11 protein-coding genes and 1 tRNA gene are annotated in these 14,758 nt (G+C 69.2%); 11 read left to right on the top strand and 1 reads right to left on the bottom strand.

Features of this window, described 5'->3' with window-relative positions; genetic code table 11:
• Window positions 1–194: 194 nt before the first annotated feature.
• From RUH65_RS12285 to gltX, 10 genes are all read left to right on the top strand, one after another.
• A complete protein-coding gene (locus RUH65_RS12285; RefSeq protein WP_396180186.1) occupies window positions 195–2,033 on the top strand; it encodes an acetolactate synthase large subunit in 1,839 nt (612 codons plus the stop codon).
• A gap of 2 nt (window positions 2,034–2,035) precedes the next feature.
• On the top strand, window positions 2,036–2,548 hold the full coding sequence (gene ilvN / locus RUH65_RS12280; protein WP_313817752.1) for an acetolactate synthase small subunit: 513 nt from the start codon (window positions 2,036–2,038) through the stop codon (window positions 2,546–2,548).
• 74 nt (window positions 2,549–2,622) lie between these two features.
• On the top strand, window positions 2,623–3,654 hold the full coding sequence (ilvC, locus tag RUH65_RS12275) for a ketol-acid reductoisomerase (RefSeq protein WP_115930965.1): 1,032 nt from the start codon (window positions 2,623–2,625) through the stop codon (window positions 3,652–3,654).
• Window positions 3,655–3,883: 229 nt separating this feature from the next.
• Complete coding sequence (serA, locus tag RUH65_RS12270) at window positions 3,884–5,482, top strand: phosphoglycerate dehydrogenase (RefSeq protein WP_313817751.1); 1,599 nt, start codon at window positions 3,884–3,886, stop codon at window positions 5,480–5,482.
• A 54-nt stretch (window positions 5,483–5,536) separates the two neighbouring features.
• A complete protein-coding gene (locus RUH65_RS12265) occupies window positions 5,537–6,391 on the top strand; it encodes a hypothetical protein (protein ID WP_313817750.1) in 855 nt (284 codons plus the stop codon).
• A gap of 9 nt (window positions 6,392–6,400) precedes the next feature.
• A complete protein-coding gene (metG, locus tag RUH65_RS12260; protein ID WP_313817749.1) occupies window positions 6,401–8,047 on the top strand; it encodes a methionine--tRNA ligase in 1,647 nt (548 codons plus the stop codon).
• Between the two features lie 72 nt (window positions 8,048–8,119).
• On the top strand, window positions 8,120–9,229 hold the full coding sequence (locus RUH65_RS12255; protein ID WP_313817747.1) for a 3-isopropylmalate dehydrogenase: 1,110 nt from the start codon (window positions 8,120–8,122) through the stop codon (window positions 9,227–9,229).
• Between the two features lie 121 nt (window positions 9,230–9,350).
• The gene (locus tag RUH65_RS12250) at window positions 9,351–10,475 is read left to right on the top strand and encodes a branched-chain amino acid aminotransferase (protein WP_313817755.1); all 1,125 of its coding nucleotides are present in this window, start codon (window positions 9,351–9,353) and stop codon (window positions 10,473–10,475) included.
• A gap of 58 nt (window positions 10,476–10,533) precedes the next feature.
• A complete protein-coding gene (locus tag RUH65_RS12245) occupies window positions 10,534–11,337 on the top strand; it encodes a fumarylacetoacetate hydrolase family protein (RefSeq protein WP_313817746.1) in 804 nt (267 codons plus the stop codon).
• Window positions 11,338–11,402: 65 nt separating this feature from the next.
• Entirely contained in the window at window positions 11,403–12,944 is a 1,542-nt protein-coding gene (gene gltX / locus RUH65_RS12240) for a glutamate--tRNA ligase (protein WP_313817745.1), read from the top strand.
• Between the two features lie 39 nt (window positions 12,945–12,983).
• Here gltX and RUH65_RS12235 read toward each other — a convergent pair whose 3' ends face one another.
• On the bottom strand, window positions 12,984–14,369 hold the full coding sequence (locus RUH65_RS12235) for an APC family permease (protein WP_313817744.1): 1,386 nt from the start codon (window positions 14,367–14,369) through the stop codon (window positions 12,984–12,986).
• Between the two features lie 149 nt (window positions 14,370–14,518).
• On the opposite strand from RUH65_RS12235, the gene RUH65_RS12230 reads away from it, so the two are divergent.
• Window positions 14,519–14,590, top strand: a tRNA-Gln gene (locus RUH65_RS12230).
• Window positions 14,591–14,758 lie beyond the last annotated feature (168 nt).

Below are 14,758 nucleotides of genomic sequence, written 5' to 3'. Positions count from 1 at the left end.
CCGTCGGGGTTTTTTTGTTGGGGAAGCGGAACGAGGCCGGCCCCCACATCGGCTTCACTGGTTTCTCCGCCAGCAGGCGGACGACCCGGGGGACACCCGGGCCGGGCACCCAAGGGGCTTTGAGTAGCCATCGGACTAGCAGTGACGAAGAAGGCACAGCAATGAGCAACGGATCTCGCATCACCCCGTCGGTGATGCCATCCCATTCGGCCCGCGACAAGCGGGGCAGGAACGAGCCGCCGGCCGACAGTCTGGTCCCCGGCCCCAACCGGGTCGTCGAGCCGGTGCAGATGACCGGGTCACAGGCGATCGTGCGGGCGCTGGAGGAACTGGGCGTGACGGACGTCTTCGGTCTTCCGGGCGGAGCCATCCTGCCGACCTATGACCCGTTGATGGACTCCACCACCATCCGTCACATCCTGGTGCGCCACGAGCAGGGCGCGGGCCACGCCGCCCAGGGCTACTACCTGGCGGCGGGCCGGCCCGGCGTGGCGATCGCCACGTCGGGTCCCGGTGCCACCAACCTCGTGACGGCCATTGCGGATGCCCACATGGACTCCCAGGCCTGCGTGTTCATCACGGGTCAGGTCGCCTCGACGGCCATCGGTTCCGATGCATTCCAGGAGGCGGACATCGTCGGCATCACCATGCCGATCACCAAGCACTCCCGGCTGATCACGAAGGCCGCCGACATCCCCCAGGCCATGGCCGAGGCCTTCCACATCGCCACCACCGGCCGTCCCGGCCCCGTCCTGGTGGACGTGGCCAAGGATGCCCAACAGGCCATGATGGAGTTCTCCTGGCCCCCGAAGATCGACCTGCCGGGGTACCGGCCGGTGGTCCGCGGCCACTCCAAGCAGGTCCGGGAGGCGGCGCGGCTCATCCAGCGGGCCGAGCGTCCGGTCCTGTACGTGGGCGGCGGCGTCTCCCGCGGCCATGCCAGCGCTGAACTGGCCGAACTGGCCGAACTGACCGGAGCGCCGGTCGTGACCACCCTGACGGCGCGCGGCGTCTTCCCGGACTCCCATGAGCAGCACCTGGGCATGCCGGGCATGCACGGTTCCGTGGCCGCCGTCTCCGCCCTGCAGATGTCCGATCTGCTGATCACGCTCGGGGCTCGCTTCGACGACCGGGTCACGGGCCAGCTGGACTCCTTCGCGCCGAAGGCCAAAGTCATCCACGCTGACATCGACCCGGCCGAGATCTCCAAGAACCGTACGGCGGACGTGCCGATCGTGGGCTCCGTCAAGGAGATCATCCCCGAGCTCACCGAGGCCGTGCGGGACGCCCATGCCGAGGCCGGGGAACCGGACCTGGCCGAGTGGTGGACCGTGTTGAACCGGCTCCGCGAGACCTACCCGATGGGTTACACGCCCACCGAGGACGGCCTGATGAACCCGCAGAAGGTCATCGAGCGGCTCTCTCAGCACTCCGGCTCCGAGGCCGTGTACGTGGCCGGGGTGGGGCAGCACCAGATGTGGGCCAGCCAGTTCGTCCAGTACGAGCGCCCCCACCAATGGCTGAACTCCGCCGGACTCGGGACCATGGGCTTCGCGGTCCCCGCCGCCATGGGCGCCCAGGTCGGCAACCCGGACCGCGTGGTCTGGGCCATCGACGGGGACGGCTGCTTCCAGATGACCAATCAGGAGTTGGCCACCTGCCTGATCAACAAGATCCCGATCAAGGTGGCGATCATCAACAACTCCTCGCTGGGCATGGTCCGCCAGTGGCAGACCCTGTTCTACGAGTCCCGCTACTCGAACACGGACCTGAACACCGGGCACGACACCATCCGGGTGCCGGACTTCGTCAAGCTCGCAGAGGCCTACGGCTGCGTCGGCCTGCGGTGCGAGAACGAGGACGACCTGGACGCCACGATCGAACAGGCCCTGGCGATCAACGACCGCCCCGTGGTCGTCGACTTCGTGGTCTCCCGCGACTCCATGGTGTGGCCGATGGTCCCCTCCGGCGTGGGCAACAGTGAGATCCAAGTGGCCAAGGACATGACCCCGGACTGGGACGAGGAGGACTGACCATGGCACGACACACGCTGTCCGTATTGGTGGAGGACGTGCCGGGCGTGCTGACGCGCGTCGCCAGCCTCTTCGCCCGCCGGGCCTTCAACATCCACTCGCTGGCCGTGGGCACCTCGGAACTCGACGGGCTGTCCCGCATCACCGTGGTGGTGGATGCCGAGGGGGACCTGCTGGAACAGGTGACCAAGCAGCTGAACAAGCTCGTCAACGTCATCAAGGTCGTCGAACTCTCGTCCGGTGGCTCCGTCCAGCGCGACCACCTGCTGGTCAAGGTCCGCTCCGATGCCGCGTCCCGGTCCCAGGTGGTCCAGGCCGTCGAGCTCTTCCGCGCCTCCGTGGTGGACGTGTCCACGGACTCGGTGACCATCGAGGCCACCGGCGCGGCCGACAAGCTGTCCGCCCTGCTCGAGGTCCTGGAGCCCTTCGGGATCCGTGAGCTCGTGCGCTCCGGCACCATCGCCGTCGGGCGCGGGGGCAAGTCGATGACGGACCGCGCCCTCCCCAAGAGCTGAATCCAGAACTCACCCCAACCATCACCTTCAACAGACCTTCACCCAACAGACATCCACCAACGAGGAGATCTCCTGTGACGACCACCAAGTACTACGAAGACGACGCCGACCTGTCGATCATCCAGGGCCGCACCGTCGCGGTCATCGGCTACGGCTCCCAGGGCCACGCGCACTCCCTGAGCCTGCGCGATTCCGGTGTCGACGTCCGCATCGGCCTGGCCGAGGGCTCGAAGTCCCGTGCCAAGGCCGAGGCTGAGGGCCTGCGCGTCGTTTCCGTGGCCGAGGCCGCCGCCGAGGCCGACCTCATCATGATCCTCACCCCGGACCAGGTTCAGGGCGCGGTCTACAACGAGCACATCGCCCCGAACCTGCAGGACGGCGACGCCCTGTTCTTCGCTCACGGCTTCAACATCCGTTTCGGCTACATCCAGCCCCCGGCCGGTGTTGACGTCGCCCTGGTCGCCCCGAAGGGCCCGGGCCACGTGGTCCGCCGCGAGTTCGAGGCCGGCCGCGGCGTGCCGGCGCTGGTCGCCGTGGAGCAGGACGCCACCGGCAACGCCAAGAATCTGGCCCTGGCCTACGCCAAGGGCATCGGCGGCACCCGCGCCGGCGTCATCGAGACCACCTTCACCGAGGAGACCGAGTCCGACCTCTTCGGCGAGCAGGCCGTGCTCTGCGGCGGTGCCTCCCAGCTGGTCCAGTACGGGTTCGAGACCCTGACCGAGGCCGGCTACCAGCCGGAGATCGCCTACTTCGAGGTGCTGCACGAGCTCAAGCTCATCGTGGACCTCATGGTCGAGGGCGGCATCGCCAAGCAGCGCTGGTCCGTCTCGGACACCGCGGAGTACGGCGACTACGTCTCCGGCCCGCGCGTGATCGACCCGTCCGTCAAGGAGAACATGAAGGCCGTGCTGGCCGACATCCAGGACGGCACCTTCGCGAAGCGGTTCATGGACGACCAGGCCGCCGGCGGTCCCGAGTTCAAGAAGCTGCGCGCCGCAGGGGAGGCCCACCCGATCGAGAAGACCGGCCGCGAGCTGCGTCAGATGTTCTCCTGGCTGAAGGACTCCGACGACGACTACACCGAGGGCACCGCGGCCCGCTGATCGAGCGGACACCACTGATCGCTTTCAGTCGACTTCGCGTGGGTCACAGCGCCCAGAACCCACGCGAAGTCGACTGAAAGCGTTGGCGAGGGGCCGTCGTCGTCCCTCAGGCCGGTCGCCGGTCCGCCCAGCGGTCCGCCGCCGGCCAGCCCTGCCTACCCCTAGAATCGAAACGGCCGACCCGAGCCAGCGCGGTCGGCACCCCTGACTACCCGAAGGTGATTGACCCGTGTCTGAGACCAAGCCCGTTGTCCTCATTGCTGAAGAACTCTCCCCGGCCACGGTGGACGCGCTCGGTCCGGACTTCGAGATCAGGACCACGGACGGTTCGGACCGGGCCCAGTTGCTGGCGGCCCTGCCGGAGGCCAACGCGGTGCTGGTCCGCTCGGCCACGAAGATGGACGCCGAGGCCATCGCGGCCGCCCCGCACCTGAAGGTCATCGCCCGCGCCGGAGTCGGCCTGGACAACGTGGACACCAAGTCGGCCACCCAGGCCGGCGTCATGGTCGTCAACGCCCCGACGTCCAACATCCTCTCGGCCGCTGAGCTGACCTGCGGTCACATCCTCGGGGTGGCCCGCAACATCGCTCCGGCCAACCGGGCGCTCAAGGGCGGCGAGTGGAAGCGCTCCAAGTACTCGGGAGTCGAGCTCTACGAGAAGAAGCTGGGCATCATCGGCCTGGGCCGCATCGGCTCGCTGGTGGCCGAGCGCATGCGCTCCTTCGGCATGGAGATCCTGGCCTACGACCCGTACGTCACCTCCGCCCGCGCCCAGCAGATCGGTGCCCGGCTGCTGTCCCTGGACGAGCTGCTGGCCGAGTCCGACTTCATCACCATCCACATGCCGCGCACCCCGGAGACCCTCGGCATGATCTCGGACGACCAGTTCCGGATCATGAAGGACACGGCCTTCGTGGTGAACGTCGCCCGTGGCGGCCTCATCGACGAGGACGCCCTGCACCGCGCCCTCGAGGAGGACATCATCGGCGGCGCGGCCATCGACGTCTTCTCCTCCGAGCCCGCTGTGGACCTGCCCTTCTTCGCCCATGACAACGCCGTGGTCACCCCGCACCTGGGCGCCTCCACCGAGGAGGCCCAGGAGAAGGCCGGCGTGTCCGTGGCCAAGTCGGTGCGCCTGGCGCTGGCCGGCGAACTCGTCCCGGACGCGGTCAACGTGGCCGGCGGCGTCATCCACGAGGACGTCCGGCCCGGCATCCCGCTGGCCGAGAAGCTCGGCCGCATCCTCACCGCACTGTCCACGGGGGACTCCCTCACCGTGGTGGAGCTCGAGGTCGCCGGTGAGATCGCGGACAAGGACGTGAAATCGCTGCAGCTCGCCGCCCTCAAGGGCGTGTTCACGGACGTCGTCTCGGACCAGGTCTCCTACGTCAACGCGCCCGTCCTGGCAGAACAGCGCGGCGTCGAGTCCCGGCTGACCACCACCGCCGAGTCCCCGGCCTACCGGAACACCGTCACCGTCAAGGGCGCCACCTCCAACGGCACCCAGATCTCCGTGGCCGGGACCTTGACGGGACCGAAGCAGGTGCAGAAGGTCGTCGGCATCGACGGCTATGAGCTCGAGGTTCCCCTGGCCGAGCACCTGCTCGTGTTCCGCTACACCGACCGTCCGGGCGTCATCGGCACCATCGGCCAGGTCCTCGGCGACTCCGGTGTGAACATCGCCGGCATGGATGTGTCCCGCCAGGAAGAGGGCGGAGAGGCCCTGGCCTTGCTGACCCTCGATGCCACGCTGCCGTCCGGTGTGGCGGAGGAGCTGGGCAACGCCATCGGTGCCTCGAAGGTGGCCGGCATCGACCTCGAGGACTGACCCTCCCCGCGCGTCCTTCATCCCGCTCTCATCCCCGGGTGCTTGACTTCTGCCATGCACAAGACGATGCAGAAGACAGTGCACCGAGGCATCCACGCGGAGTCCGAGGTCCACTCCGCCGCGCGCGGCGGGAGCGTGAGCCCGTGGTGGCGGCCCACCCTGTGGGCCCTGATCGCCGCCGGACTGGTACTGGTGATCGCCTCGGCGATCGTGCCCCTGGTCCTGGGAGCCGGACCGGTGGACCGCACCTCCCCGGTGCGGGTGTTCTTCGACGTGGCCGGGGAGCGCAACCTGCCGACCTGGTGGAACACGGGCCTGCTGTGGACAGCCGGTGCCCTGAGCGTCGCCATCGGACTGCTGCGCCGCCCCACGCGTCTGGATGGTCGCGGTGGGTGGTCCGCCTGGTGCGGGCTGGGGGCCCTGCTGGCTCTGATGTCCCTCGACGAGTACGCCGGCATCCACGAGCGGCTGGACGGGCTGTGGAGACGGCTCGTGGGGGACAATCCGCTGCCGGCCTTCGAGTGGCTGATGCTGGGCGTGCCGGTGGCCGGCGCCGTCGTCCTGTTCCTGTGGGTGTGCGCCCGCGTGCTGCCGTCCCCGTCCACGGCGCTGTATGTGCTGGGCATCGTGGTGTTCTTCCTCGGAGCGCTCGGCGCCGAGGCCCTGGTGGTGGCGGCCGGGGTGCCGCTGGACTCGTGGGCCTATGTGGCGAGCTACCACGTGGAGGAACTGCTGGAGTTCACCGGCTCCGCCCTCCTGGTGGTCGCCCCCCTGGCAGCCGTCCGCCTGGCGTCCGGTGGACGGGCCAGCGGGGAGACCAGCGGACCCGCCAGCGGTCTGGAACTGACGTGGCACGCCGGCCGTCGGCGGTGCACTGAAGCGGCCCGGCCGGCGTCGGCAATGCGATAGATTCGACGGGTGACTTCTCCGGATGCCGTGCCCCAGAACCAGACCCCCGAGCGGGAGCCGTACTACCTGACGACCGCCATCTCGTACCCGAACGGAGAGCCCCACATCGGGCACGCCTACGAGTTCGTCGGCACGGACGTGATGGCCCGGTTCCAGCGCCTGGACGGCAAGGATGTGTACTTCCTGACGGGTACGGACGAGCACGGCCAGAAGATGCAGCAGACGGCTCAGGCCGAGGGCATCACGGCCCTGGAGCTCGCCACCCGGAACTCGGCCGCGTTCAAGGCGGTCGACGACGAGGTGCTGGACATCTCCTACGACCGGTTCATCCGCACCACGGACGCCGACCACACGCCTGCCGTCCAGGAGATCTGGCGCCGCATGGAGGCCGCCGGGGACATCTACCTGGACCAGTACGCCGGCTGGTACTCCGTCCGGGACGAGCGCTTCTTCGGCGAGGACGAGACCGAGGTCCGCCCGGACGGGAAGCGCTATGCCACCGAGACCGGCACCGAGGTGACCTGGACGGAGGAGGAGAGCTATTTCTTCCGGCTCTCCCAGTACCAGGACCGGCTGCTCGAGCTGTACCGCACGCGCCCGGGCTTCGCCGCCCCGCAGTCCCGGTTCAACGAGGTCATCCGCTTCGTCGAGTCCGGCCTGGAGGACCTGTCCATCTCCCGGACCTCCTTCGACTGGGGGATCGGCGTCCCGGCCCCCGCTGAGGGCTCCGGCAACCGGCCCACGCGGGACCACGTCATGTACGTGTGGGTGGACGCCCTGACCAACTACCTCACCGGTGCCGGCTTCCCGGCGGAGGACTCGGAGCAATTCCGCTTCTGGCCCGCCGACCTGCACGTGATCGGCAAGGACATCTCGCGGTTCCACTGCATCTTCTGGCCGGCCTTCCTGATGAGCGCCGGACTCGAGTTGCCCCGGCGGGTCATGATCCACGGTTTCCTCAACAACAACGGTGAGAAGATGTCCAAGTCGCTGGGCAACGTGGTCGGCCCCGCGGAGTGGGTCGAGCACTACGGCCTGGACGCCGTGCGGTACTTCCTGCTGCGCGAGTTCCCCTTCGGCGCGGATGGCTCGTACAGCCATGAGGCCGTCGTCGGGCGCAAGAATGCGGACCTGGCGAACAACCTGGGGAACCTCGCCCAGCGGTCCCTGTCCATGGTGGCCAAGAACCTGGACGGCGCGGTGCCCCAGCCGGGGGAGCACACCGCGGCGGACCGTGCCCTGCTGGATGCGGCCGCCGGCCTGTTGGACACGGCCCGCGCGGATTATGGCGTGCAGGACTACCACCACGCCCTCGAGGTCACGTGGGCCCTGCTGGGCGACGCCAACGCCTACTTCGCCGAGCAGCAACCCTGGGTGCTGCGCAAGACCGATCCCGCCCGGATGGCCACGGTGCTCTACGTGACCCTGGAGACGGTGCGCCGCGTGGCCCTCCTGGTCCAGCCGGTGATGCCGGGCTCCGCGACGAGGCTGTTGGATCTCCTGGGCGTGGCCCCCAGCGGCGACGCCGGCCGCACCGGTGCCTCGGGTGCCGGCCCGCGCTCCTTCGCGGCCTGGGACGAGGCCCTGGTGCCGGGCAGCTCCCTGCCCGCCCCCCAGCCGGTCTTCCCCCGGCACGAGGAGCCTGCCGCCGACTGAGGCGCCGTCCACCATGTGGACTGCACGACCACATGGTGGACGCCCCGGATCGTGTCGGCCTAGCCTGTCGTCATGGACCACACCGCCTCCGCCCCCGCTCCGTCCGCCACGTCCGGTGCCGCCACCGCGCTGGACCTCGCCGTCATCGGCGGCGACGGGATCGGCCCGGAAGTCACCGCCGAGGCCCTCAAGGTCATGCGCGCGGCCACCGCTGCCGCCGGCGACGCCGAGATCACCGCGACCGAGTACACCCTCGGTGCCGCCCACTGGCTGACGACGGGGGAGACCCTCACCGATGAGGCTCTGGAGCGGTTGCGCGGCCATGACGCCATCCTGTTCGGTGCCGTCGGCGCCGCCCCGAACGACACTCGGATCCCCTCCGGGCTGATCGAGCGCGAGCTGCTGCTCAAGCTGCGGTTCTCGCTCGACCACGGTGTGAACCTGCGCCCGTCCCGCCTCTACCCCGGGATCCCGAGCCCGCTGGCCCATCCGGGGGACATCGACTTCGTGGTGGTCCGTGAGGGCACCGAGGGCCCCTATGTGGGCAACGGGGGAGCCATTCGGAGCGGCACCGCACAGGAGATCGCGACCGAGGTCTCCATCAACACCGCCTTCGGCGTGGAGCGCGTGGTCCGCCATGCCTTCGCTCTGGCCGCCACCCGCGAACGCCGTCACGTCACCCTGGTGCACAAGCACAATGTCCTGGTCCACGCCGGCCACCTGTGGCGCCGCACCGTGGAGGCCGTGGCCGCGGAGCACCCGGACGTCACCCATGACTACATGCACGTCGATGCCGCCACGATCTTCATGACCACGGACCCGGCCCGCTTCGACGTCATCGTGACGGACAACCTGTTCGGGGACATCCTCACGGATCTCGCCGCGGCCGTCACCGGGGGCATCGGCCTGGCCGCCTCCGGCAACCTCAACATCTCCGGCACCGCACCGTCCATGTTCGAGCCGGTCCACGGCTCCGCCCCGGACATCGCCGGCCAGCAGAAGGCAGACCCGACGGCGGCCATCCTCTCCGGGGCCCTGCTGCTCGGGCATGCGGGCCGCCCCGAGGCCGCCCGCCGGATCAACGAGGCCGTGTACGCGGACATCGCCGCGCGCGGCGCGGCAGACGGCGGCGCCGCTCGGAGCACCGCCGAGATCGGCGACGCCATCGCCCGCTCCGTCTGAGCCGGACCCGGAGCGAGCCAGTACCCGGCCGCCAACAGGGTCCTGCCGCCGGCCGTCACCGCCCGGAGAGCCGGTGGGTTCTATGATGGACGCACCCGATGAGAAAGAAGTTGCCGTGACCATGGAATTCGCCCGCCACCCCCACCCCTCGCCGATCGCCGAGGAGCGGCGCCGGGAGATCCTGGTCAGCCCCGGCTTCGGGCAGCACTTCACCGACCACATGGTCTCCATCGACTGGACCCGGGCGTCGGGTGATGGCGACGCGGTGTCCTCGGCACCCCACAGCGGGGGAGAGTGGCATGACGCACGCCTCGAGCCGTTCGGCCCGCTGTCCCTCTCGCCGGCCGCTGCCGTGCTCCACTACGCCCAGGAGATCTTCGAGGGCCTCAAGGCCTACCGGCATGACGACGGCAGCGTGTGGACCTTCCGCCCGCAGGCCAACGCCGCCCGGCTCAACCGTTCCGCCTGCCGCCTGGCGTTGCCGGAGCTGCCGGAGGAGGTCTTCCTCGAGGCGCTGCGCGTGCTCGTGTCCACGGACCAGTCCTGGGTTCCCGATGGTGAGGGCCAATCGCTCTACCTGCGCCCCTTCATGATCGCCACCGAGGAATTCCTCGGGGTGCGGCCGGCCAACGAGGTCGGCTTCAAGGTCATCGCCTCCCCGGCCGGCAACTACTTCGGTGGCGAGCTCAAGCCCGTGTCCATCTGGGTGTCGCGTGAGCTGGCCCGCGCCGGCCACGGGGGAACGGGTGCCGCCAAGTTCGGGGGCAACTACGCCGCATCGCTGGCCGCCCAGCTCGAGGCCTCGGCCCACGGCTGTGACCAGGTCCTGTTCCTGGATCCGGTCCGGGACAACGCTGTCGAGGAACTCGGCGGCATGAACGTCTTCTTCGTCTTCGCGGACGGCAGTCTGGTCACTCCGGAGCTGACCGGCACCATCCTGGAGGGCGTGACGCGCTCCTCCGTGCTCCAGTTGGGCCGGGATCGCGGCCTGAACGTGGTCGAGCGCTCGATCACCGTCGAGGAATGGCGCGCGGGAGTGGCCGGCGGGGAGATCACCGAGGTCTTCGCCTGCGGCACAGCCGCGGTCATCACCCCGATCGGCACCCTCGTGGACGGCGAGGACTCGTTCACGTCGCCCGAGATCGATCCGGCCACCTCGGTGGCGCTGGACATCCGCCGCGAGCTGCTGGACCTGCAGACCGGCCACGGCGACGACCGGCACGGTTGGCTGCACCGGTTGGCGTGACCCGGTGGGTGTGACCGGGCGGGCCGCGACACCGGCTGCGCTGACTTAGGCTGGTCCCATGCGCATTGCCCGATTTGTTGTAGACGCCGAACCCCAGTACGGACTCGTCGAGGGGGAGGCGGAGAACCCCCAGGCCGACCCGGAGGACCTGGAGGTCGTGGTCCTCCACGGGGACCCGTTCTTCCAGGGCATCCAGCCCACCTCCACCCGCCACCGTCTGGCGGACGTGCGCCTGGTGGCGCCCATCATCCCGCGTTCCAAGATCGTGGGCATCGGACGCAATTGGGCGGACCACGCCTCCGAACTCGGCAACGCCGTCCCGGACAGCCCGCAGTTCTTCCTCAAGCCCAACACCTCCGTGGTGGGCCCGGGTGAGCCAGTCACCCTGCCGGCCTGGAGCGAGCAGATCTCCTACGAGGCGGAGTTGGCCGTGGTCATCGGCACCATCTGCAAGGATGTCCCCGCCGAGCGCGTGGACGATGTGGTCTTCGGCTACACGGTCGGCAACGACCTCACGGCCCGGGATGCGCAGAAGGCCGATCTGCAGTGGGCCCGTGCCAAGGGCTTCGACGGCGCCTGTCCCCTCGGGCCGTGGATCGAGACAGGTCTGACCAGCGCGGACACCGAGGACCTGGGCATCAAGATGGAACTGGACGGCGCCGTCGTCCAGGACGGCCGCACGTCGGACATGGTCTTCGGCGTGAAGGAGATCGTCTCCGCCGTGTCCCAGGCCTTCACCCTGCTCCCCGGTGACGTCATCCTCACCGGGACGCCGGCCGGCGTCGGGCTCGTGGAAGGCGGGCAGCGGACCGAGGCGACCGTGGAGGGCATCGGCACCCTCACCACGGTGTTCCGCCGCTGACGCTGTGGGCGCCGGCCCGCCCGTGACGAGGACGCGGCGGGTCCCGCACTAGGATGGTTGCCATCATGAGCCCTGAAACCCGACCGGCCCCTGCCGATGTTCCCGCTGTCCCCGCCGAGACGCCCGTCCGCGTCCGCTTCTGTCCCTCACCCACCGGAACCCCGCACGTCGGGCTGATCCGCACGGCCCTGTTCAACTGGGGCTGGGCGCGCCACACCGGCGGCAAGATGGTGTTCCGCATCGAGGACACCGACGCCAAGCGCGATTCCGAGGAGAGCTACCAGCAGTTGCTGGAGGCCATGGCCTGGCTCGGCATCGACTGGGACGAGGGCGTGGAGGTCGGTGGACCGCACGGCCCGTACCGGCAGTCGCAGCGGGCGGACCTGTACCAGGACGTCATCACCAAGCTCCGGGACGCCGGGTACATCTACGAGGCCTTCTCCACGGCTGACGAGGTCGAGGCCCGGCACCGGGCCGCCGGACGAGACCCGAAGCTGGGCTATGACAATTTCGACCGCGAACTGTCCGAGGAGCAGAAGCAGGCCTTCCGGGCGGAGGGCCGCCAGCCGGTGCTGCGCCTGCGCATGCCGGACACGGACATCACCTTCACGGACACCGTCCGCGGTGAGATCACCTTCCGGGCGGGTTCCGTCCCGGACTTCGTGGTGGTCCGCGCCGATGGGAACCCGCTGTACACCCTGGTGAACCCCGTGGACGACGCCCTGATGGAGATCACCCACGTGCTGCGCGGGGAGGACCTCCTCTCCTCCACACCCCGCCAGATCGCCCTCTACCGGGCCCTCTATGCGGTGGGTGTGGCCCGGTACATGCCGGAGTTCGGGCACCTGCCCTACGTCATGGGTGAGGGCAACAAGAAGCTGTCCAAGCGTGATCCGCAGTCCAACCTGTTCCTGCACCGTGAGCGCGGCTTCATCCCCGAAGGGCTCATCAACTACCTTGCCCTGCTGGGCTGGTCCATCGCGGCGGACGAGGACATCTTCACCCGCGAGCAGTTCATCGAGGCCTTCGACATCCACCAGGTGCTGGCCAACCCCGCACGCTTCGACGAGAAGAAGGCCACGGCGATCAACGGTACCCACATCCGGATGCTGGACGCCGCCGACTTCCGTGGCCGGCTGGTGCCCTACCTGCAGGCCGCAGGCCTCGTGGGGGAGGCCCTGACCGACCGTGAGAAGGAGATCCTCGACGCCGGCGCGCCCCTCGTCCAGGAGCGCGTCGCCCTCCTCGGGGAGGCCGTGGACATGCTCGCCTTCCTCTTCCAGCCGGACGCGGACATCAGGACAGCGGACGGGGCCCTGAAGGGCATGCCCGCCGATCTGCCGGCGGCCCTGGCCGCGGCCCGAGCCGGCCTGGACGGGATCGAGGCCGGTTCGTGGACCGTCGAGTCCATTGAGGCTGCCCTGCGTGCCGCGTTGATCGACGGCCTGGGGCTCAAGCCCCGGCAGGCGTTCGGTCCCGTGCGGACCGCCGTATCCGGCAAGAAGATCTCGCCGCCATTGTTCGAGTCCCTGGAGATCCTGGGCCAGGCCTCCACCCTGTCGCGACTGGACCGGTTTGCGGCGGAACAGGCTGAACAGACCGGCTGACGAGTCTGAACAGCCAACGGCGGGGGCAACGCCGGAGGCCTAGGGCGCCGGCTCAGTGCCCGGGCCGGACGTCTCGTGGGAGGCCTCCGGCCCAGTCTCGTCCCGTTCCGAGGTGTGCGCAGGGCGGGCCCGCCGGCGCCAGGCGGCCAGGCCGGCGAGCACCGCCGCGAGGGCGAGGAACGGCAGGCCGAGTCGCCAGACCTCACCCTCCACCTGGGTGACCAGCCCGAGGCAGGAGACGATCCCGGCCACGGGCAGGAAGGCCGGAACACGGAAGTGGCGCCGGTCCACCGGATCCCGCCGCAGCACCAGCACGGCGGCGTTGACGGCGGTGAACACCACGAGCAGCAACAGCACCATGGTGCCCGCCAGGATCTCCAGGGTGCCGGTCAGCGCGAGCACCAGAGACAGGCCCGTGGTGGCGATGATGGCCACCCAGGGAGTCCGCCGTTGTGGCAGCAGTCGGGTCAGGACGGCCGGCAGCAGTCCGTCCCGGGCCATGCCGTAGGTCAGGCGCGAGGACATGATGCCGGTCAGCAGCGCTCCGTTGGCCACCGCTACCAGGGCGATCACACTGAAGAGGACCGGCGGGACGATTCCGGCGGCCGTGACCACCTGGAGCAGGGGAGCGGAACTCTCGGCCAGTGCCGCCGTGGGGATGACGGTTGCGGCAGCCGCGCCGACGAGGGCGTAGACGACGCCGGCCACGATGAGGGCGCCGAAGAGGGCCCGGGGGTAGGACCGTGCCGGGTCCTTGGTCTCCTCGGCGATGTTCACGCTCGTCTCGAAGCCCACGTAGGAGTAGAAGGCGAGGACGGTTCCGGCCAGGACCGCGGGCAGCGGACCATGGTCGTCCGTGCCCAGCTCCGTCAGCCGGCCGAGATCCCCGTCGCCTCGCGCCACCACGATGATGCCGAGGACGACCACCAGGATCAGGCCGGAGACCTCGATGATGGTCGCCACGCGGTTGGCGCCCATCGACTCGGAGATGCCACGCGCATTCAGCGCGGCCAGCAGCCCCAGGAAGACCACCACCACGAGTGCCGTGGGCAGCGTCACGAATGCGGTGAGATAGTCGCCGGCGAAGCCGAGGGCCAGGGTGCCCACGGACACGATGCCGGCGGAGAGCATGCAGAACCCGACCAGGAAGCCGACGAAGGGGCCGAAGGCGCGCATGGTGTAGTGGGAAGAGCCTCCGGCGCGCGGATACTTGGTGGCCAGTTCGGCGTACGATCCGGCCGTCAGCAGGGCCAGGACCAGGGCCACCACGAGCGGGATCCAGACGGCGCCGCCCGCCGTGGCGGCGATCTCTCCGGCGAGGACGTACACCCCCGCTCCGAGGACATCGCCGAGGATGAAGAAGAAGAGTCCCGCGGTGGTGACCGTGCGGCGCAGGGACACAGGCTGACTGGAAGGCGCTGTCATGGCCACACTGTAAGCGAGGCGCACGCCGCGTGGAGGCCGTTTTGTCATTGCGGCGGAACGCCGGTATAGTGAACACCCGTGCCGGAGTGAGTCCGGCATGAAGGGCGCAAGGGAGATCGGGGCAACCGGATCATCTACTTGACAGCCATTGGGGTATGGTGTAATCGGCAACACAACGGTTTCTGGTACCGTCATTCTAGGTTCGAGTCCTGGTACCCCAGCGGAGTCCATCGGGTCGGTTTCGATCGATTTGGTGGAATCCCCCAGAGTGTGAAATACTACTGGGGTTGCCCAATCGGACATGCTTCGCGGCAGGACGGTTGAGTAACGGTGACGGCCCCATCGTATAGCGGCCTAGTACGCTGCCCTCTCACGGCGGTAACGCGGGT

The sequence above is a fragment of the Citricoccus sp. genome, from assembly GCF_032154715.1.
Lineage (GTDB): Bacteria > Actinomycetota > Actinomycetes > Actinomycetales > Micrococcaceae > Citricoccus.
This window is presented reverse-complemented; position numbering and strand designations above follow the sequence as displayed.

Coding starts and splice junctions, on each gene's coding strand:
- RUH65_RS12285 (WP_396180186.1), top strand. CDS start 195: ATGCCATCCCATTCGGCCCGCGACAAGCGGGGCAGGAACGAGCCGCCG.
- ilvN (WP_313817752.1), top strand. CDS start 2,036: ATGGCACGACACACGCTGTCCGTATTGGTGGAGGACGTGCCGGGCGTG.
- RUH65_RS12265 (WP_313817750.1), top strand. CDS start 5,537: ATGCACAAGACGATGCAGAAGACAGTGCACCGAGGCATCCACGCGGAG.
- RUH65_RS12255 (WP_313817747.1), top strand. CDS start 8,120: ATGGACCACACCGCCTCCGCCCCCGCTCCGTCCGCCACGTCCGGTGCC.
- RUH65_RS12250 (WP_313817755.1), top strand. CDS start 9,351: ATGGAATTCGCCCGCCACCCCCACCCCTCGCCGATCGCCGAGGAGCGG.
- RUH65_RS12245 (WP_313817746.1), top strand. CDS start 10,534: ATGCGCATTGCCCGATTTGTTGTAGACGCCGAACCCCAGTACGGACTC.
- gltX (WP_313817745.1), top strand. CDS start 11,403: ATGAGCCCTGAAACCCGACCGGCCCCTGCCGATGTTCCCGCTGTCCCC.
- RUH65_RS12235 (WP_313817744.1), bottom strand. CDS start 14,369: ATGACAGCGCCTTCCAGTCAGCCTGTGTCCCTGCGCCGCACGGTCACC.